At 72.7% G+C, this 17,262-nt stretch carries 21 protein-coding genes and 1 riboswitch; of the genes, 5 read left to right on the forward strand and 16 right to left on the reverse strand.

Annotated features, from left to right (window positions below):
• Positions 1-12 precede the first annotated feature (12 nt).
• From ISU07_RS08940 to ISU07_RS08975, 8 genes are all read right to left on the reverse strand, one after another.
• Entirely contained in the window at positions 13-2,547 is a 2,535-nt protein-coding gene (locus ISU07_RS08940) for a DUF4153 domain-containing protein (RefSeq protein ID WP_194706449.1), read from the reverse strand.
• Positions 2,544-3,257 (reverse strand): response regulator transcription factor, encoded by a 714-nt coding sequence (locus tag ISU07_RS08945; RefSeq protein WP_194706450.1) that lies wholly within the window; start codon positions 3,255-3,257, stop codon positions 2,544-2,546. Before ISU07_RS08945 ends, ISU07_RS08940 begins: the two co-directional genes overlap by 4 nt.
• 120 nt (positions 3,258-3,377) lie before the next feature.
• On the reverse strand, positions 3,378-4,436 hold the full coding sequence (locus tag ISU07_RS08950) for a sensor histidine kinase (RefSeq protein ID WP_194706451.1): 1,059 nt from the start codon (positions 4,434-4,436) through the stop codon (positions 3,378-3,380).
• Between the two features lie 10 nt (positions 4,437-4,446).
• The gene (locus tag ISU07_RS08955) at positions 4,447-5,265 is read right to left on the reverse strand and encodes a TrmH family RNA methyltransferase (protein WP_228521595.1); all 819 of its coding nucleotides are present in this window, start codon (positions 5,263-5,265) and stop codon (positions 4,447-4,449) included.
• Positions 5,262-5,654 (reverse strand): 50S ribosomal protein L20, encoded by a 393-nt coding sequence (rplT, locus tag ISU07_RS08960; protein WP_194706452.1) that lies wholly within the window; start codon positions 5,652-5,654, stop codon positions 5,262-5,264. Before rplT ends, ISU07_RS08955 begins: the two co-directional genes overlap by 4 nt.
• 47 nt (positions 5,655-5,701) lie before the next feature.
• Positions 5,702-5,914 (reverse strand): large ribosomal subunit protein bL35, encoded by a 213-nt coding sequence (locus tag ISU07_RS08965; protein WP_194706453.1) that lies wholly within the window; start codon positions 5,912-5,914, stop codon positions 5,702-5,704.
• Positions 5,915-6,020: 106 nt separating this feature from the next.
• The gene (infC, locus tag ISU07_RS08970) at positions 6,021-6,734 is read right to left on the reverse strand and encodes a translation initiation factor IF-3 (protein WP_228521597.1); all 714 of its coding nucleotides are present in this window, start codon (positions 6,732-6,734) and stop codon (positions 6,021-6,023) included.
• A 246-nt stretch (positions 6,735-6,980) separates the two neighbouring features.
• Positions 6,981-7,499 (reverse strand): SseB family protein, encoded by a 519-nt coding sequence (locus ISU07_RS08975; protein ID WP_323742512.1) that lies wholly within the window; start codon positions 7,497-7,499, stop codon positions 6,981-6,983.
• Between the two features lie 117 nt (positions 7,500-7,616).
• Here ISU07_RS08975 and ISU07_RS08980 point away from each other — a divergent pair, with 117 nt between their 5' ends.
• From ISU07_RS08980 to ISU07_RS08995, 4 genes are all read left to right on the forward strand, one after another.
• Positions 7,617-8,084 (forward strand): cellulose synthase, encoded by a 468-nt coding sequence (locus tag ISU07_RS08980; protein WP_194706455.1) that lies wholly within the window; start codon positions 7,617-7,619, stop codon positions 8,082-8,084.
• A 70-nt stretch (positions 8,085-8,154) separates the two neighbouring features.
• Positions 8,155-8,715 carry a nucleoside/nucleotide kinase family protein gene (locus ISU07_RS08985; RefSeq protein WP_194706456.1) on the forward strand — a complete coding sequence of 187 codons (561 nt, stop codon included), beginning with the start codon at positions 8,155-8,157 and terminating at the stop codon, positions 8,713-8,715.
• A gap of 31 nt (positions 8,716-8,746) precedes the next feature.
• The gene (locus tag ISU07_RS08990; protein ID WP_194706457.1) at positions 8,747-9,277 is read left to right on the forward strand and encodes a hypothetical protein; all 531 of its coding nucleotides are present in this window, start codon (positions 8,747-8,749) and stop codon (positions 9,275-9,277) included.
• Positions 9,278-9,299: 22 nt separating this feature from the next.
• Complete coding sequence (locus tag ISU07_RS08995) at positions 9,300-10,217, forward strand: aldose 1-epimerase family protein (protein ID WP_194706458.1); 918 nt, start codon at positions 9,300-9,302, stop codon at positions 10,215-10,217.
• Between the two features lie 72 nt (positions 10,218-10,289).
• Here ISU07_RS08995 and ISU07_RS09000 read toward each other — a convergent pair whose 3' ends face one another.
• The 7 genes from ISU07_RS09000 to ribD all read right to left on the reverse strand — a co-directional run bounded on the left by ISU07_RS09000 (position 10,290) and on the right by ribD (position 15,334).
• On the reverse strand, positions 10,290-10,724 hold the full coding sequence (locus ISU07_RS09000) for a PH domain-containing protein (RefSeq protein WP_323742513.1): 435 nt from the start codon (positions 10,722-10,724) through the stop codon (positions 10,290-10,292).
• 13 nt (positions 10,725-10,737) lie between these two features.
• Positions 10,738-11,583, reverse strand: coding sequence for an ATP phosphoribosyltransferase (gene hisG / locus ISU07_RS09005; protein ID WP_194706460.1), 846 nt, complete (start codon positions 11,581-11,583; stop codon positions 10,738-10,740).
• A 24-nt stretch (positions 11,584-11,607) separates the two neighbouring features.
• Positions 11,608-11,874 (reverse strand): phosphoribosyl-ATP diphosphatase, encoded by a 267-nt coding sequence (locus ISU07_RS09010; RefSeq protein WP_323742530.1) that lies wholly within the window; start codon positions 11,872-11,874, stop codon positions 11,608-11,610.
• A gap of 80 nt (positions 11,875-11,954) precedes the next feature.
• The gene (ribH, locus tag ISU07_RS09015) at positions 11,955-12,443 is read right to left on the reverse strand and encodes a 6,7-dimethyl-8-ribityllumazine synthase (protein ID WP_194706462.1); all 489 of its coding nucleotides are present in this window, start codon (positions 12,441-12,443) and stop codon (positions 11,955-11,957) included.
• A 1-nt stretch (position 12,444) separates the two neighbouring features.
• On the reverse strand, positions 12,445-13,686 hold the full coding sequence (locus ISU07_RS09020; protein WP_194706463.1) for a bifunctional 3,4-dihydroxy-2-butanone-4-phosphate synthase/GTP cyclohydrolase II: 1,242 nt from the start codon (positions 13,684-13,686) through the stop codon (positions 12,445-12,447).
• Positions 13,683-14,291, reverse strand: a complete 609-nt coding sequence (locus ISU07_RS09025; protein ID WP_194706464.1) for a riboflavin synthase — start codon at positions 14,289-14,291, stop codon at positions 13,683-13,685. The genes ISU07_RS09020 and ISU07_RS09025 overlap by 4 nt, the downstream gene beginning before the upstream one ends.
• Positions 14,291-15,334, reverse strand: a complete 1,044-nt coding sequence (gene ribD, locus ISU07_RS09030) for a bifunctional diaminohydroxyphosphoribosylaminopyrimidine deaminase/5-amino-6-(5-phosphoribosylamino)uracil reductase RibD (RefSeq protein ID WP_228521574.1) — start codon at positions 15,332-15,334, stop codon at positions 14,291-14,293. The genes ISU07_RS09025 and ribD overlap by 1 nt, the downstream gene beginning before the upstream one ends.
• 86 nt (positions 15,335-15,420) lie before the next feature.
• Positions 15,421-15,549: riboswitch (FMN riboswitch) on the reverse strand.
• A 107-nt stretch (positions 15,550-15,656) separates the two neighbouring features.
• On the opposite strand from ribD, the gene ISU07_RS09035 reads away from it, so the two are divergent.
• Positions 15,657-16,550 (forward strand): hypothetical protein, encoded by an 894-nt coding sequence (locus ISU07_RS09035; protein ID WP_194706465.1) that lies wholly within the window; start codon positions 15,657-15,659, stop codon positions 16,548-16,550.
• Here ISU07_RS09035 and rpe read toward each other — a convergent pair.
• Complete coding sequence (gene rpe, locus ISU07_RS09040) at positions 16,538-17,218, reverse strand: ribulose-phosphate 3-epimerase (protein WP_194706466.1); 681 nt, start codon at positions 17,216-17,218, stop codon at positions 16,538-16,540. The genes ISU07_RS09035 and rpe overlap by 13 nt on opposite strands.
• Between the last annotated feature and the right edge of the window lie 44 nt (positions 17,219-17,262).

The following is a 17,262-nucleotide window of genomic DNA, read 5'->3' on the forward strand; positions in this document are numbered from 1 at the left end:
GCGGCGAACCGGTTAGCCCCCGGCAAGACGATCCGCGAGATCGTCCTGCGCCCGGGAGCGACCGAGGTTCCACTCCAGCCAGTCGTCGTCGGCGGGCCGGCGGTCGCCCAGCGCCTCGGTCCGCAGGGGCTCCGGGAGGCTGAGCAGGGCCGGTACGGCGTCGTCGGAGAGCCCGGCGAGGTACGCGGTGTCGACCTTGCCGGTGTCGACGTACCGCTCGATGTTGTGCCGGGCGATCCACGCGTCGGGGTTGATCGCCGCGATGCCGAGCAGCCCGACCACGCCGGTGACGAACGCGAACCGCGGCACCCACGTGCCCCAGCGCACCAGGCCGGCCACGGCGACGGCGAGCACCACGAGCCCGAGCCAGCCCTCGAAGACGTCGACGACCAGGCGGGCCTGGGTGAAGCCGTAGGCCTGCTGGTAGAGGTGCATGCGGTGGAGTGCGGAGACCACGACGACCAGCGTGAGCGCGCACAGCAGCCCGAGCGAGAGCCGCATCGCCAGGACGTCGCGCGGGTCGGTGCCGACGCGGCGGGAGGCGGCCCAGACGACGAGCAGGGTGAGCAGCGTGGCGACGGTCAGCTGCCCGAAGCCCTGGTGCACGTACTCGGCGTACGTCAGCCCGGTGGTCCGCTGCACGTAGTCGTGGCCACCGAAGAGGACGGCCGCCTGCGCCGCCACGAACACCGCGACGACGGCGTCCACGACGAGGACCGGCACCAGCCACTCGAAACGGCGGGCGGCCGGGCGCGCGGTCCGGCCGGGGACCGCGGAGACGTCGGGCGGGTTGAGGGCGAGGTACGCCGCGCCGAGCGTGGCGCAGCCGACGAAGACCGCGACGAAGACCCGGAACACGAACGACTGGATCGTCAGGTCGGGCAGCACCGAGTCGGCCCACCCGGCGACCACGGCGTCCGCCGAGGCGAAGAGCACGCCGAACACCAGCAGTCCCAGCACGGACCACGCGACGGTCACGGCGATCCGCGGGGCCTTGCCGTCACCGACGATCCCGCGCACGCTGCGTCCGAGCCAGGGCAGCCCGCGGATCGCCGACAGCGGCCAGGCGATGCCGGCGACGACGTACTCGGGGATCCGGGTGCCGCGAGTGACCCCGATGATCATCGAGGCGACGCCGGCGAACACGCACAGGACGCCGATCCACGGCGCGTCGAGCAGCACGACGGGCAGGCAGCACAGCGCCCCGAGCACCATGCAGGTGACCGTGAAGGGATCGCGCCGGTGACGGGCGGCCCACCAGACCGAGGCGCCGGCCGCGGCGAGCACCAGGAACATCGCGAGGCCGGGGTCGCGGTACGGCAGCAGTACTCCCGCGAGCACGCCGACGCCGGCCGCGACGAGGACGACGTCGCGTCGGCCGCCGGGTACGTCGGGCCAGTGCCGGCCGAACAGCGGGTCGATCACCGGCGATGCGGCAGGCGGGACCGCCGTCGGGGTCGGAGCAGGCGCGGGCGCGGACATGGTGGCGGCCTCCGGGGTCGGGACGGCGACGGGAACGGGTACGGCGGCCGGGCGCGGCGGCGGGTCGAGCGGCAGGTCGGCACGCACCACCGCACCCGTGGTGCCGGCCGGCGGGTCGACGAAGCGGACCGTGCCGCCGTGCAGGCCGGCCACCCAGCGGGCGATGGCCAGGCCCAGGCCCGTGCCTCCCCCGCCCGCGGCCCCGGGGTCGGAGCCGAGCGTGCCGAACCGCTCGAACGCCCGCTCCCGGTCGGCCGGCGCGACGCCGGGCCCGGAGTCGGCGACCTCGAGGTCCCAGCGGTCGCCGGCGGGTGCCGCGGTCACCCGGACCGTGCCGCGCTCGGGGCTGTGCCGCACGGCGTTGTCGAGCAGGTTCGTGAGCAGCTGGCGCAACCGGGCCCGGTCCGCGCGGACGGTCAGCGCCGGGTCCGCGTCGACATGGAAGGACACGCCCCGGCCGGTGGGGACCAGGTCGGCGACCACCTCGTCGAGGAGCTCGCCGACGGAGAGCTCGGCCAGCCCGAGCGCCGTCACTCCCGCATCGACGCGCGAGAGGTCGAGCAGGTCGGTGACCAGAGCGGACAGCCGTCGGGCCTGGCCGACCGCAGCCTCGAGGTGGACCTCGTCGCTCGGCACCACGCCGTCGGCGAGGTTCTCCAGGACGGCGGTCAGGCCGGCGAGCGGCGTACGGAGCTCGTGGGACACGGTGGCGACCAGCTCGCGCTGCTCGCGGTCCACCGTGGCCAGCTCGGCCGACATCTGGTTGAACGCGCGGGCCAGCTCGCCCACCTCGTCGGACGAGTCGTCGGTGACCCGCGCCGAGTAGTCGCCCCGGGCCATCCGCCGCGCCGCGTCGGTCATCTCGCGCAGCGGGCTCGTCATGCCCACCGCGAGCAGCTGGGTGACCCCGAGCGCCAGGGCGACGGTCACGGGGAGGGCGAGCGCGAAGGGCACGTCGGCGCCGACCCCGAGCGCGCCGGTGACGGCCGCGACCAGGACGCTGACCACGACCAGCACGCCGAACTTGACCTTGATGGAGCCGACGGTCGCCAGCGGGGTGGTCACGGGTGGCTCACCTGCGCCTCCTCCAGCGCGTACCCGACCCCGTGCACGGTCCTGACCCGGTGCGCGCCGATCTTGGCGCGCAGCGCCTTGACGTGGCTGTCCACGGTGCGGGTGCCCGCGGCGTCCGGCCAGTCCCACACGTCCGCGAGCAGTCGCTCGCGCGGCAGCACCTCGCCGGGCACCTGGGCCAGCCGGACCAGCAGGTCGAACTCGGTCGGTGTCAGCCGGACCTCCTCCCCCGCGACCGCGACCCGCCTCGCCCCCGTGTCGACGAGCAGGTCGCCGACCTCGAGACGGGCCGCGGGGCGGGACGCCAGCTCGGCGGCCCGGTCCACGCGCCGCAGCAGCGCTCGTACCCGGGCGACCAGCTCACGCATCCGGAAGGGCTTGGTCAGGTAGTCGTCGGCGCCGACCGCCAGGCCGACCAGGATGTCGGCCTCGTCGTCGCGTGCGGTGAGCATCAGCACGGGCACGGGCACGGGCGCCGGCGACAGGTCAGGGGCCTGGATCCGCCGGCACACCTCGAGCCCGTCGAACCCGGGCAGCATCACGTCCAGCACCACGAGGTCGGGACGGACGGCGGCGTACGTCGTCACCGCGCCCGGCCCGTCGAAGGCCTGCTCGACGTCGAACCCCTCGGCCCGCAGCCGGTCGGCGACGGCGTCGTTGATGACGCGCTCGTCCTCGACGACCAGCACCTTCGGGCTCATGTCAGCAGGCTAGGAGTCCGGGCGTGCAGGACGTCGGTGCAACTCGTGAAGGCTTTGTGGAGGTTGAGGGCGCACCCGTCCACGCCGAACCGAGGAGCTTCGTCCGGCGCGCCCCTTGCGTCAGTACAGGTCGGGGGGCTCGCCCGGCCAGTCCATGACGATGCGGGCTCCGCCGGTGGGGGCGTCGAGGATCGCGACCTGGCCGCCGTGGGCACGGGCGATGCCGTTGACGAGGTACAGGCCGAGGCCGGTGCCGCCGCGGTTGCCGTGGCCGGTCCAGAACTTCGTGAACACCCGTCGCCGCATGTCGTGCGGGATGCCGTCGCCCTCGTCGTCGACGGTGAGGCGGACGCCCTCGGTGCCGGCACCGTCGCCCTCCCACGCCTCGGCACGGACGCGGACGACCCCGCCGCCGTGGCGGATGGCGTTCTCGACGACGTTGGTGACGACCATCGTGAACTTGTCGGGGTCGACGTACACCTCGGGCAGCCCCGGCTGAGCGTCCAGCTCGATCGCGTGCGGGGCGCCGGCCTGCACGCTGGTGATGATCCGGTCGAGCAGCACCTTCACGTCCTGGCCGCGGCGGGCGAGGCTGAGCCGGCCGGTGTCGAGGCGGGCGACGTCGAGGAGCTCGGTGATCAGCCGGCTGAGCCGGTCGGCGTCGGCGTGCACCGTCGTCAGCATCAGCAGCTTCTGCTCGTCGTTGAGCTTGCCCCAGCGGCTGAGCATGGCCTGCACGAAGCCCTTGACCCCGGTCAGCGGCGAGCGCAGCTCGTGGGCGACCGCGGCGACCAGGTCCGAGCGCTCGCGGTCGAGGCGGGCGCGGCCGCGGCCGGACCGGACGGTCAGGGCGACGCCGGTGGGCGGCCCGAGGGGTTCGTCGCGGAGGATCCGGGCCGTGACCAGGCACTCGGTGCCGTCGGGGAGCACCCACGACTGCTCCGGCACGCCGGTGCGGATGTGCGGCCCGTCGAACGGCCGGTTCACGCCGGTCCAGGTGCGCGCGTCGTTGCTCCTCAGCGAGAAGCTCTCGTCGAACGGCTTGCCGACGACCTCGTCCCGGTCGACGGCGAAGAGCTGCTCGGCGGCGTGGTTGACCAGCTCGACCGTGCCGTCACGGCCCACGATGACGACGCCGTCGGCGAGGGCGTCGACGGCATCCCCTGGCTCCCACGACACGACCGGCAGGCTACCGCCGTTGGGCCGACGCGGAGGCGTACAGGCACAAGGCCGCGGCGGTCGACAGGTTGAGCGACTCGGCGCGACCGTGGATCGGGATGCGCACGCGGTGGTCGGCCAGGGCCGCGACCTCGGCGGGCAGGCCCCACGCCTCGTTGCCGAAGAGCCAGGCCGTACGCCGCGCCAGCAGGTCGCCGACGTGGTCCAGGTCGACCTCTCCGGCGCCGTCGGCCGCCAGGACGGTCAGCCCGGCGGCCCGTGCCGCGGCGACCGCGGCGGGCACGTCGGGCTCGACCGCGAGAGGTACGTGGAAGAGGCTGCCGACGCTGGCTCGCACGGTCTTGGGGTTGTAGGCGTCGACGCTGGCGCCGGCCAGCACGACGGCGTCGGCGCCGGCCGCGTCGGCGGTGCGGATCACCGTGCCGGCGTTGCCCGGGTCGCGGACGTCGGCGCAGATCGCCACGAGAGATGGTCTCGTGACGGGTTCCCGTCGCTCCTCGAGGAACAGGGACGAGACCGGTACGTCGACGAAGCGGCAGACGGCGACGACGCCGGCCGGGGTCACGGAGTCGGAGAGCGACGCGAGCGCGCGGTCGTCGACGACGGCCCAGGCGGGCGCAGAGCCGGGCCACGCGGCGTACCGCTCGGTGGCCTCGACGGTGGCGAACACCTCGACCACGCAGCCCTCGACCTCGAGGGCGGCCTCGACGGCCTTGGGGCCGTCGGCAAGGAACAGCCGCCGCTCGGTTCGCACCGAGCGGCGGCTGAGCTTCCGTGCCTCCTTGACCCGGCTGTTGCCAGCGGTCAGGGGCGCAGAAGGGATGTTCAGGCGGAGACCTCGGCCTTGGGGGCGTTGACGTCCTCGGGCAGGGCGGCCTTGGCGGCCTCGACGAGGGCCACGAAGGCCGCGTTGTCGTGGACGGCCAGCTCGGCCAGGATCTTGCGGTCGACCTCGATGCCGGCGAGGTTCAGGCCCTGGATGAAGCGGTTGTACGTGATGCCGTTGGCGCGGGCCGCGGCGTTGATGCGCTGGATCCAGAGCTTGCGGAAGTCGCCCTTGCGCTGCTTGCGGTCACGGTAGCTGTAGACCAGCGAGTGGGTGACCTGCTCCTTGGCCTTGCGGTACAGGCGCGAGCGCTGGCCGCGGTAGCCGCTGGCGCGCTCGAGGGTGGTCCGGCGCTTCTTGTGGGCGTTCACTGCCCGCTTGACGCGTGCCATGGTGGTTCTCCTTGTGGTGCGGGTGTCAGGGGTTCAGGGCAGGAAGGTCAGCGACCGAGGAGCTTCTTGGCGGCCTTGACGTCGGCCGCGGCCACGTCGGTGTAGCCGCTCTTCTGGCGGTGCTTCTTCCGGCTGCCCGTGGTGGGCGCCGAGGCGAAGGCCGCACCGGACTTCCGGCCGACCTTGAGCCGGCGGAGCTTGCCGCTGCCGGTCACCTTGAACACCTTCTTGGCACCCGAGTGGGTCTTGTTCTTCGGCATGTGTCTCTCCTTGCTTCTGGCTGGCTCGTCGCGCACCGGTCAGCGGTGCTGGACGGTCACGTTCTCTTGGTCGGCCTCGGTGGCACTCGATCGAGTCGTGACTTCGTCACGCCTCGATCTCGGGATCCAAATTCTCGGAGCGACCGCGCTCCTTCTTCTGCGCCACGGCGTGCCCGGCGTTGTGAGCGGTCCGCTCGGAACGCTCCTCCTCCTCGGCGGCCTTGCGCTCGGCGATGCGGGTCTGCTTCTCCGCGGCCAGCTCGACCTTGGCCTCGGCCTTCTTCCGGTGCGGCCCGAGCACCATGATCATGTTGCGGCCGTCCTGCTTGGGGGCCGACTCCACGAAGCCCAGCTCCGTGACGTCCTCGGCCAGCCGCTGCAGCAGCCGGAAGCCCAGCTCGGGGCGGTGCTGCTCGCGTCCGCGGAACATGATGGTGATCTTGACCTTGTCGCCGGCCCTCAGGAACCGCACGACGTGACCCTTCTTGGTCTCGTAGTCGTGCGCGTCGATCTTGGGACGAAGCTTCATCTCCTTGATGATCACGTTCGTCTGGTTCCGGCGCGCCTCACGGGCCTTCTGGGCGTTCTCGTACTTGAACTTCCCGTAGTCCATGAGCTTGCAGACCGGCGGACGTGCCATCGGGGCGACCTCGACCAGGTCGAGGTCGGCCTCCTGGGCGAGCTTGAGGGCTTCGTTCGTGGGGACGATGCCGACGGTCTCGCCGTTGGGTCCGACGAGCCGGACCTCGGGAACCCGGATCCGGTCGTTGATGCGCAGCTCGGTGCTGATGTGTCCTCCTCGTTCGGTTGGCCGACCCAGGAGCCTCTCAGGAATGCCATCAAATGACAGAGAAGCCCCCGTGCGACGCACGGAGGCTCGTTGATCGCTCCGGGAAACAGCCCATCAGGGCACGCCTCCCGGCGCGGACCGTACCCGACGACCTGGTGGTGCCTCGGTCGGTGCGGGTGGGAGTGAGCCTCCACTTGTCGGATCCGGCGTCCCCACCCGAGGGCGGACACGACAGATCGGTCGCTGGCAAGAGTAACAAGGCTCAGGCGGGGCTGCCTATTCCTCAGGATCGTCACGCGCGGGGGCCACCCATGCCGAGCGGCCGCCCACGCGGGCGAGGGTCCAGCCCCGCGCAAGGCCGTCGAGGTCCTCGCCCTGCACCACGAACGACGCCGGGCCGGCCACGTCGACCACGATCGCCGCCGCGCCGTCCTGGAGGGCCGCCTGGGCCGCGGTCCGCGCCGTCACCGGCACCGGGCGGGCGTCGGGGTCCCAGGCCCGCAGGGTCGCGGTGCCGGAGAACGCCAGCAGTGCCATCCGCCCGTCGGCGCCCTGGAGCAGCACCGACGCCATGTCGCTCGTCTTCTCGCGGGTCAGCCCGTGCTCGTCGACCTCGGAATCGCCGAGCACCGCCACGACGGGCACCAGCAGCCGCGACCCGCGCAGCGCGGCCAGCGCCTCGACGTACCCGCCCGTCCCGGCGGCGTACGCCGTCAGCGCCGCCTCGAGGGCGGGCGCCGCCTCGCCGGAGTCACCGGCGAAGCCGGGGTCCGGGATGCGCCTGGTCTGGTCCACGTGCCCATCCAACCGTGCCGGCATGGTGGAGCATCGAATCGAGGTGCACGCACGACCAGGGGTGCCCCAGGGTTCCGCCCGATGAACGGGCGTTGCGCCGTGTGCCACGCTTGAGGCGTGGACGACGTCACCTGGGGCGCCCTCACGCTGACCCTCACCGTCATCGGTGGGTTCTACACGTGGTGGGCCTACCGCAACCGTGGCGCGACGCCGGCGATGCGCGGCCTCGCGCTGACCCTGCTGCCGGCCGCCGCGTGGCTGACCGGGACGCTGCGGATGTTCACCGAGATCGCGGACGCGGTCAGCAGCTGGGCCGTCCACCTGGCGTTCAGCCCGAAGGTGTGGCTCGGCGTGATCTTCGCCGGCCTGTCCGTCGCGCTCTTCCTGGTCTCCGGGTTCCTGCGCGACCGCGGCATCGGAGGCAGCGCCCGGCCCGCCACCCAGAAGGAGCCGAAGGCGTCGCGCAAGGCGCCCAAGGCGCCCAAGGCCCTGCCGAGGGCACAGCAGCAGGCCGGACCGCTGGGTGGGGACGACGGGCTGGACGACGAGATCGCCGCCATCCTCAAGCGGCGCGGCATCTCCTGAATACCCCACGACACCGCGCGGCGACCCGCTTCGCTCGTGTGAGGCACGCTGCCGCGGGGACCCCACGAACATGATCACCAACGCCGAGCGGGTCCTCGAGCTCGTCGACGACCGTCCGCCCACCCTGGGCCGGGGCCGCCTGGTCTGCATCGACGGGCCGGCCGGCTCCGGCAAGACCACGCTCGCCACCGAGGTCGCCGAGCTGACGGGTGCGCCCGTCGTGCACATGGACAACCTGTACGAGGGCTGGCACGGGCTGCCCACCATCGGCCGGCAGCTGGACCGGCTGCTGCGTCCGCTGTCGCGCAACCGGTCGGGCAGCTACCGCCGGTGGGACTGGTACGAGGGGAGGTGGGCCGAGCTGGTCGTCGTCCCTCCCGTCCCGCTGCTGGTGCTCGAGGGCGTCGGTGCGGGTTCGCGCACGCACGACGACCTGATCACCACGCTCGTGTGGGTCGAGGTACCCGAGGACCTGCGCCTCGAGCGCGGCCTGGCGCGGGACGGGGCCGAGCTGGACGAGTACTGGGAGCGGTGGGCCGTCGACGAGCAGCGGCACTTCGCCGAGGACGACACCCGGGGCCGGGCCGACCTGGTCCTCGACGGTCGACAGGGCTCCACCACCCGGCCTTGAGACCCTTGTGTAACGGTGTAATCATGTAATCATGCTTGCGAACGAGGACCTGGAGCGGGTCCGCGGCTGGTTCACCGGCCGCCTGCCCGAGGAGTGGAAGGTCGCGGCGCCGGACGTGACGGTGGACCGCGAGGAGATCACGGTGATCCTGACGATCGCCGACGTGGACGCGGCCGACGGTGCGTCCGAGGCCGAGACCGACGAGGCCCGCGTGGGCCGGGTGAGCGCGTTCCGCGAGGACACCCGCCGGCAGCGGATGGGGATCGCCGACGAGGCGCAGCACCGGTTCGAGCGCAAGGTGTCCTGGGGGGTCCGGCTCGCCGGCATCGAGGACCAGACGGCTCTGTTCACCCACGTCTCGGCGCCGGTGATGACGCGGCTGCGCCAGCCCCAGCGGCTGGTGCTCGACACCCTCGTCGACGCCGGCGTCGCGCGGTCGCGCGCCGACGCGCTCGCGTGGTGCGTCCGGCTGGTCGGCCAGCACGAGGACGACTGGCTCGCCGAGCTGCGGCAGGCGATGGAGTCGGTCGCCGACGTACGGGCGAAGGGACCTGCCGCCTGACGCTCGGTCTAGGGTGTCGGCCGTGGTGGCGCCGAGCGGGGACCAGTTCGAGATCAGCGGCGGCGGCTACCGCGCGGTGGTCACCGAGAGCGGTGCGGCGCTGCGCGTGCTGGAGCACGAGGGGCGGCCGGTCGTGGACGGGTTCGCCGAGGACGAGATGTCGCGCGGCGGGCGCGGTCAGCTGCTGATGCCCTGGCCGAACCGGATCCGCGACGGCCGCTACTCCTTCGACGGCCGGTCCCTGCAGCTGGGCCTCACCGAGGCCTCACGGGGCAACGCCTCGCACGGCCTGGCCCGCTGGGCGGCCTGGACGCTCGAGGAGCACTCCCCCGCCTCGGTGTCGCTGACCTACCGGCTGATGGCGCAGTCCGGGTATCCCTGGACCGTCGACCTGCACGTCCTCTACGACCTGTCCGCCGACGGCCTCACCGTGACCCAGACGGCGACGAACCTGTCCTCGTCCCCCGCGCCCTTCGCCAGCGGTGCCCACCCGTACCTCACCGTCGGCGGCGGTCCCGTCGACGGCTGGGAGCTGACGCTGCCGGCCTCGACGCGGCTGGTCGTCGACGAGCAGCTGATCCCGGTCGGCGAGGAGCGGGTCGACGGCACGGCGTACGACTTCCGCGTCACCCGGCCGCTGCGCGACACCGTCATCGACAGCGCGTTCGGCGACCTGGACCGCGACGAGAACGGCGTGGCCACGGTCGAGGTGCGCGCGCCGGAGACCGGCGATGCCGTCGCGCTCTGGGTGGACGACCGGCACCCCTGGCTGCAGGTCTACACCGCCGAGCAGGACTCCCCGCCGCGCCAGGCGCTGGCCGTCGAGCCGATGACGGCTCCGCCCAACGCGTTCGCCTCCGGACGGGACCTGGTCACCCTCGCCCCGGCGGGTACGGGCGACGACGAGTTCTCCGGTTCGTGGGGCATCCGGGTGCTCTGAGGTCCTGGCGTCGCGATAGTCCCTGACGTTCGGGCCCTTCGTGGTGCCTCGGAGGGGCCCGAACGTCAGGGACTATGCCGACGTCGCGGACTCGATCACGGCCCGCAGCTCGCGCAGCGCGGTCTGGGCGCGGGCGCCGTCGGAGCCCTGGATGCCCATCGCGGCGACCGTGCTGCCGTCGTCCAGGTCGAGGGTGACCCAGGGAGCGCCGGGCGGCAGGTACGCCTCGACGACCTGGGCGTAGGCCAGCTCGCGGCGCCGGTAGCCGTTCACGACCACCAGCCGGTCGGGCTCCGCGACCACGCGGGAGCGCGCCAGCGCGTAGCCGAGCGACAGTGCCAGCAGCCCGAGCAGCATCAGCGTCACGACTTGGAAGGGCGTGAACGCCGCGCGGGTCTCGGCGTCGAAGGACACCCACGCGAACCCGATGACGACGGCGAGCATCAGGCCGAGGCCCGAGGCGGCGATGCGCACGCCGAGCGGGCGCCACGTGTGCGGCAGCGACACGGGTCCCGATCCCTCAGAGCCGGCAGGCATGGATGTCGGTGAGCAGGATGCCGCGCGCGCCGATGTCGAACAGCTCGTCCATCAGCCGCTGGGCCCCGGCACGCGGCACCATCGCCCGCACGGCGACCCAGCCCTCCCGATGCAGGGGCGAGATGGTCGGGCCCTCGATGCCCGGCGTCAGGGCGACCGCCGCGTCGACGTTAGCCCGCTCGATGTCGTAGTCCATCATCACGTAGCTCCGCGCGACCAGGACGCCCTCGACGCGCCGCTTGAAGACCTCGAGCCCGCCGGGTACGTCGCCGCCGCGGGTGATGAGCACGGCCTCGGACTCCAGGATCGTCTCGCCGAAGACCTCGAGCCCGGCCTGCCGCAGCGTCGATCCGGTCTCGACGACGTCCGCGATCGCATCGGCCACACCGAGCCGCACGCTGGACTCCACGGCGCCGTCGAGGCGGACGACGGTGGCGTCGATGCCGCGCTCCTCGAGGAAGGCTCGAACCACGCCGACGTACGACGTGGCGATCCGCTGTCCGGCGAGCTGGTCGAGGTCGGTGAACTGCCCGATGGGTCCGGCGAACAGGAACCGGCTGCGTCCGAACCCGAGGCTGAGCACCTCCTCTGCCTTGGCGCCGGAGTCGAGCAGCAGGTCGCGGCCGGTGATGCCGACGTCGAGGGTGCCCTCCCCGACGTACAGGGCGATGTCGCGGGGGCGGAGGTAGTAGAACTCGACGCCGTTCTCGGCGTCGAGGAGGGTGAGCTCCTTGGCGTCGTGGCGCTGGCGGTACCCGGACTCGCGGAGGATGTCGGTCGCGGCCTGGGAGAGCGATCCCTTGTTGGGGACGGCGATCCGGAGGTTCATCGGAGCCCTTCTGAGGAGCACAGCCTAGAGGTGTGTGTAGACGTCGTCGGGGGTGATGCCGGCGGCCAGCATCAGGACCTGCGCGTGGTACAGGAGCTGGCTGATCTCCTCAGCCGTGCGCTCGGGTCCCTCGTGCTCGGCGGCCATCCAGGACTCGGCGGCCTCCTCGACCACCTTCTTGCCGATGGCATGGACGCCGGCGTCGAGCAGGTCGACGGTGCCCGACCCCGCCGGGCGCGTGCGGGCCTTCTCGGCCAGCTCGTCCCAGAGCGCGTCGAACGTCTTCACGATCGTCAAGGGTAGTCGTGGCGCTCACCGCGGGTGGTTTCGAGGCTCGGTCGTGGACGGCCGCACACCTCGACCAGCGACCATCAGTCGTCGTAGCCGCGGCGGATCTTCTTCAGGGCCATGGCGGTGACGAGGGCGGCGGCGGCGGCCTCGTAGCCCTTGTCCTCGCGGGAGGAGTCGAGCCCGGCGCGGTCGAGGGCCTGCTCCTCGGTGTCGCAGGTGAGCACGCCGAAGCCGACCGCGACCTGGTGGTCCAGGGCCACGCGGTTGAGGCCGTCGGTGGCGGCCGAGCAGACGTACTCGAAGTGCGGCGTGCCGCCCCGGATCACCACGCCCAGCGCGACCACGGCGTCGTACCCCTGGCGGGCCAGGGCGTCGGCGGCCACGGCGAGCTCGAAGGTACCGGGGACGCGGATCACCCGCGGCTCCTCCACGCGGTAGTCCTTGAGAGCCCGACGCGCGCCGTCGAGCAGCCCGTCCATGACCTCGACGTGCCAGCTCGCGGCCACGACCGCGACCCGGAGGTCGTGGCAGTCGATCGGGCGCTGCTCCGGGGCTCCGTGTCCGGCCACGTCAGTTCTCCTCGAGGTCGACGACCAGGTCGGGCAGCGTGTGCCCCATCCGGTCCCGCTTGGTCCGGAGGTAGGCGAGGTTGTGGTCGTTGGGCCGCGTGGTCAGCGGCACCTGCTCCTTGACCGGCACGCCGTACTCCTCCAGCGCCCTCGTCTTCTCCGGGTTGTTGGTCAGCAGCCGCACGCTCTCGACGTCGAGGTCGCGCAGGATCTGCGTGGCTGCACCGTAGTGCCGCGCGTCGGCGGGCAGCCCGAGGTCGAGGTTCGCGTCGACGGTGTCGCGGCCGGCGTCCTGCAGCGCGTACGCCTGCAGCTTGGCGACCAGGCCGATGCCGCGACCCTCGTGACCGCGGAGGTACACGACCACGCCGCGTCCCTCCTCGACGATCCGGGCCAGCGCCTCGTCGAGCTGCGGGCCGCAGTCGCAGCGCGCGCTGCCGAACACGTCGCCGGTCAGGCACTCCGAGTGCACGCGCGTCAGCACCGGCTCGCTGCCGGACAGGTCGCCGTAGGCCAGGGCGATGTGCTCGGTGCCGTCGAACCCGATGCGATAGCCGTACGCCGTGAAGTCGCCGTGGGCGGTCGGCAGCGACGTCACCGCCACCCGGTCGACGAGGACCTCGGTGCGCTGGCGGTACCGGACCAGGTCCTCGATCGAGATCATCGCCAGGCCGTGCTCGTCGGCGAACGCGCGCAGCTGCGGCGCGCGCTTCATGGTGCCGTCGTCGTTGACCACCTCGACGAGCACGCCGGCCGGCGTCAGGCCGGCCATCCGGGCGAGGTCGACGGCCGCCTCGGTGTGGCCGCGGCGCACGAGCACACCGCCCTCGCGGTAGCGCAGCGGGAAGACGTGGCCCGGCCGGGTGATCTCCCAGGGCTCGGTCGCCGAGTCGGCCAGGGCCCGCGCGGTGTGGGCGCGATCGGCGGCGGAGATGCCGGTGGTCACGCCGTCGCGGGCGTCGACGGAGATCGTGTACGCCGTCCGCATCTTGTCGCGGTTGTGCGGCGTCATCAGCGGGATCTCGAGCCGGTCGAGCATGAAGCCGGGCATCGGCACGCAGATCACGCCGCTGCTGTGCCGGATCGTGAAGGCCATCAGCTCCGGCGTCGCCTTCGAGGCGGCGAAGATGATGTCGCCCTCGTTCTCGCGGTCCTCGTCGTCGACCACGACGACAGCCTTGCCGTCGGCGATGTCGGCGAGGGCACGCTCGATGGAGTCCAGCCTGACTGACGACGCGCTCATGCGGGTGCTCCTGGCAGGTAGGGAGTGAGCAGCTTCTCGACGTGTCGTGCGATCACGTCGGTCTCGAGGTTGACCCGGTCACCCGGTGCGCGGGTGCCCAGCGTGGTGCGGGCGAGGGTCTCCGGGATGAGGCTCACGGTGAAGGAGTCCGGCCCGACGCCAACCACGGTGAGGGAGACGCCGTCGACGGTGATGGAGCCCTTCGGCACGACGTACCTGGCCAGCTCGGCGGGCAGGGAGACCTCGACGACGTCCCAGTGCTCGCTGGGGTCGCGGCGGACGACGACCCCGACGCCGTCCACGTGGCCCTGGACGATGTGGCCGCCGAGGCGCTGCTCGGGCGTCATCGCCCGCTCCAGGTTGACCCGGTCGCCGGGGGTCGCGCCCTTCAGCGAGGTCCTGTCGAGCGTCTCCTGCATGAGGTCTGCGGTCCAGGTGTCGCCCTCGATCGCGGCGACCGTGAGGCAGCAGCCGTTGACGGAGATCGAGTCGCCGAGGCGGGTGCCGTCCAGGGCGGTCGTCGCGCGGACGGTCAGGCGCAGGGCGTCGCCCTGGTCCTCGATCGCGGCGACGGTGCCGAGCTCCTCGACGATGCCGGTGAACATCAGGTGGTCTCCTTCGGCTCCAGGGTGATGCGCACGTTGGTGTCGTCGCCGGGCTCGTGCGGATCCAGCACGGTGACGTCGGTGACGGCCAGGTGGGCGGCGCCGGCGATGGTGCCGATGCCGAGGTCGCCGACGGCGTTGCGGCCGGCGCCGAGCAGCATGGGGGCCAGGTACGTGACGACCTCGTCGACCAGGCCGGCCTTCCAGAACGCCGCCGCGAGGGTCGGACCACCCTCGAGGAAGACGTGCTGGCGGTCGAGGGCGAAGAGCTCCTTGAGGGCGACCAGCGGGTCGCGCGTGCGCAGCCGGACGGTCTCGGCCGAGTCGTCGAAGACGCGCTTGGCGTCGGGCAGGTCGCGCAGGCCCATCACGGCACGCAGCGGCTGCGGGATGAGTGGCTGGTCGTCCGCACCGCGGACGGTCAGCAGCGGGTCGTCGACGTCGATGGTGTTGGTGCCGACCAGCATCGTGTCGCACAGCGCGCGCAGGCGGTGCGTGTCGAGCCGGGCCGCCCGGGAGGAGACCCAGCGGCTGGTGCCGTCGGCGGCCGCGCTGCGGCCGTCGAGGGTCGTGGCGAACTTCCAGGTCACGAACGGCCGGCCGTGGTCCATCGCGAAGGTCCACTCGCGGTTGACCGCACGCGCCTCGTCCTCGAGCAGCCCGCCCTCGACCTCGACGCCGGCGTCGCGCAGGGTGGCCGCTCCCCCGGCCGCGACGGGGTTGGGGTCGCGCTGGGCGTAGACCACGCGGCGTACGTCGGCCTCCACCAGCGCGCGCGAGCACGGACCGGTGCGCCCGGTGTGGTCGCAGGGCTCGAGGGTCACGACCGCGGTGGCGCCCCGCGCGGTGTCTCCGGCCTGGCGCAGGGCGTCGACCTCGGCGTGCGGCGAGCCGGCGCCGCGGTGCCAGCCCTCGGCGAGCGTGCGACCCCTGTCGTCGAGGAGCACGCAGCCGACGCGCGGGTTCGGGCCCGTGGGCACGCCGGGCGAGGCCGCGAGCGCGAGGGCGCGCCGCATGGCGGCGGTCTCGGCTGCCTGGTTCATCTCGCCTCCGGTCGGATCCGTCACGGACCCCGGGGCGTGCGGGCCGGTCGCTGGTCGCCGCGGGCGCGGCTCCGGCGTACCGGTCCCTCGTGCTTCTTCCCATCCGGACTTTGACCGTCGGTCCAGGAGTTCCACCTGGTCAACCGGTCACTGGCTGTGACCGGGTCGCGGACTTTCACCGCCGGCTCGGAATTTCACCGACCCCAGAGCACGTGAGCATGGACGCTCTTGCCCTTCCAGTGTGGCACAGCGGTCGAGGGTGGTTCACCGAGGCGTTCGCCACACGGGTTTCGGTTCTTTACTTTCGGGGTAGGGGCCGCGCATGTCCCTGAGCCCCGTGGTCAGCGCTGCCCTCGTCACGGGTCTCGTCGCCGGCCTGGGTCTCCCCGGTCCGGCCGAGGCGAAGGGCTCGCTGGAGTGCTACGCCGAGGTGCCGGGCGTGACGGCGCGGGGCGTGCCGACGACGTTCGTGTACGACGACGGGCGGGCCTCGTCCCAGACCCGCGGGCCCGACGACCTGGGGTACCAGCCACGCGACGTCGCCTACCCGCACGAGGTGGGCGAAGGGCGGGCGGCGCCCACCAGCAGCCACTGGTTCACGCTCTCCGGCGACCAGCTGCGCGAGGTCACCGAGGTGGACGAACGCGACGCGCACGGGGTGCTCGTCTCGGCGCGGTACGAGACGCGGGTCGTGCGACAGCACTGGGCCGGCGCTCGGCAGATCTCGATCGGGGCGGACCGCTCCTACCTGTACGTCCTGACCAACACCGACCAGCTGCTGCGCTACCGGCTCTCCGGCAGGGACGGCGACACCAGCGTCAAGCTGTCGGCCACGGTGGGCGTGGGGTTCGGGTCGATCGGCACGTTCGAGTACGCCCGCACCGCCACCACCGGCGGCACGCGCTCCGAGGTCTTCCTGGCGACCGACGCCGACAGCGGGGCGCTGCTCGAGTACGCCGTCCCGGTCGACGACCCCACGGCGTACACGCGCACCGAGCTCGCCGCCGAGGGCTGGCTCGGGATGCAGTCGGTCGGCCGCACCGCGTCGTGCCTGAACACCAGGTCGGGACGCTCGTACGACGGCATCGTGGCCGTCGACCACGACGGCGAGGTGGTCCTGTGGACCGACCGCGACGCCGCCGACGGCCTCGGGGACGACATTGTGCGCCGCGGGGTGCTCAAGGCGGCGTGGAAGCCGCTGTCCTACAGCGACTGAGCCGTCTCAGCCGCCGCGTCCGAAGCCTTCTCACGCAGCGCGGCGACCATCGCGTCCGGGTCGTCCGCGGAGAAGACGGCCGAGCCGGCCACGAACACGTCGGCACCCGCCTCGGCGCACCGCTCGACGGTCTCCAGTGAGATCCCGCCGTCGACCTGGAGCCAGGTCTCCAGGCCGTGCTTCTTCAGCAGCGAGCGGGCGGTGCGGATCTTGGGCAGGCACAGGTCCAGGAAGCTCTGCCCGCCGAACCCGGGCTCGACGGTCATGATCAGCACCATGTCCAGCTCGCCGAGCAGGTCCTCGTAGGGCTCGATCGGCGTCGCCGGCTTCAGCGCCATGCTCGCCCGCGCGCCCAGCGACCGGATCTCCCGAGCCAGCCGTACCGGTGCGGCCGCCGCCTCGACGTGGAACGTGACGCTGCCGGCCCCGGCCTCGACGTACGCCGCGGCGTGCCGGTCGGCCTCGGTGATCATCAGGTGCGCGTCGATCGGCAGGTCGGTGCTCCGGGCCAGCGCCTCGACCATCCCCGGCCCGAAGGTCAGGTTCGGCACGAAGTGGTTGTCCATCACGTCCACGTGCACCCAGTCGGCACTGGGGATCCTGCCGATCTCCGCCCCGAGGTCGGCGAAGTCGGCGCTGAGGATGCTCGGCGTGATCTGGATGCCCACGCGGTGATCTTCTCAGGAGGCGGCGGCTCTGGTGAGCACCGCCG

It is taken from the genome of Nocardioides islandensis (assembly GCF_015352455.1).
GTDB classification, from domain to species: Bacteria; Actinomycetota; Actinomycetes; order Propionibacteriales; family Nocardioidaceae; genus Nocardioides; species Nocardioides islandensis.

Bases quoted from the DNA above. Each gene is read 5' to 3' on its own strand.
- ISU07_RS09025 (WP_194706464.1), bottom strand. From the start codon at position 14,291: ATGTTCACCGGCATCGTCGAGGAGCTCGGCACCGTCGCCGCGATCGAG.
- ISU07_RS08945 (WP_194706450.1), bottom strand. From the start codon at position 3,257: ATGAGCCCGAAGGTGCTGGTCGTCGAGGACGAGCGCGTCATCAACGAC.
- rplT (WP_194706452.1), bottom strand. From the start codon at position 5,654: ATGGCACGCGTCAAGCGGGCAGTGAACGCCCACAAGAAGCGCCGGACC.
- ISU07_RS09035 (WP_194706465.1), top strand. From the start codon at position 15,657: ATGTCCCTGAGCCCCGTGGTCAGCGCTGCCCTCGTCACGGGTCTCGTC.
- ISU07_RS08985 (WP_194706456.1), top strand. From the start codon at position 8,155: ATGATCACCAACGCCGAGCGGGTCCTCGAGCTCGTCGACGACCGTCCG.
- ribD (WP_228521574.1), bottom strand. From the start codon at position 15,334: ATGAACCAGGCAGCCGAGACCGCCGCCATGCGGCGCGCCCTCGCGCTC.
- ISU07_RS08965 (WP_194706453.1), bottom strand. From the start codon at position 5,914: ATGCCGAAGAACAAGACCCACTCGGGTGCCAAGAAGGTGTTCAAGGTG.
- ISU07_RS09020 (WP_194706463.1), bottom strand. From the start codon at position 13,686: ATGAGCGCGTCGTCAGTCAGGCTGGACTCCATCGAGCGTGCCCTCGCC.
- hisG (WP_194706460.1), bottom strand. From the start codon at position 11,583: ATGAACCTCCGGATCGCCGTCCCCAACAAGGGATCGCTCTCCCAGGCC.
- ISU07_RS08990 (WP_194706457.1), top strand. From the start codon at position 8,747: ATGCTTGCGAACGAGGACCTGGAGCGGGTCCGCGGCTGGTTCACCGGC.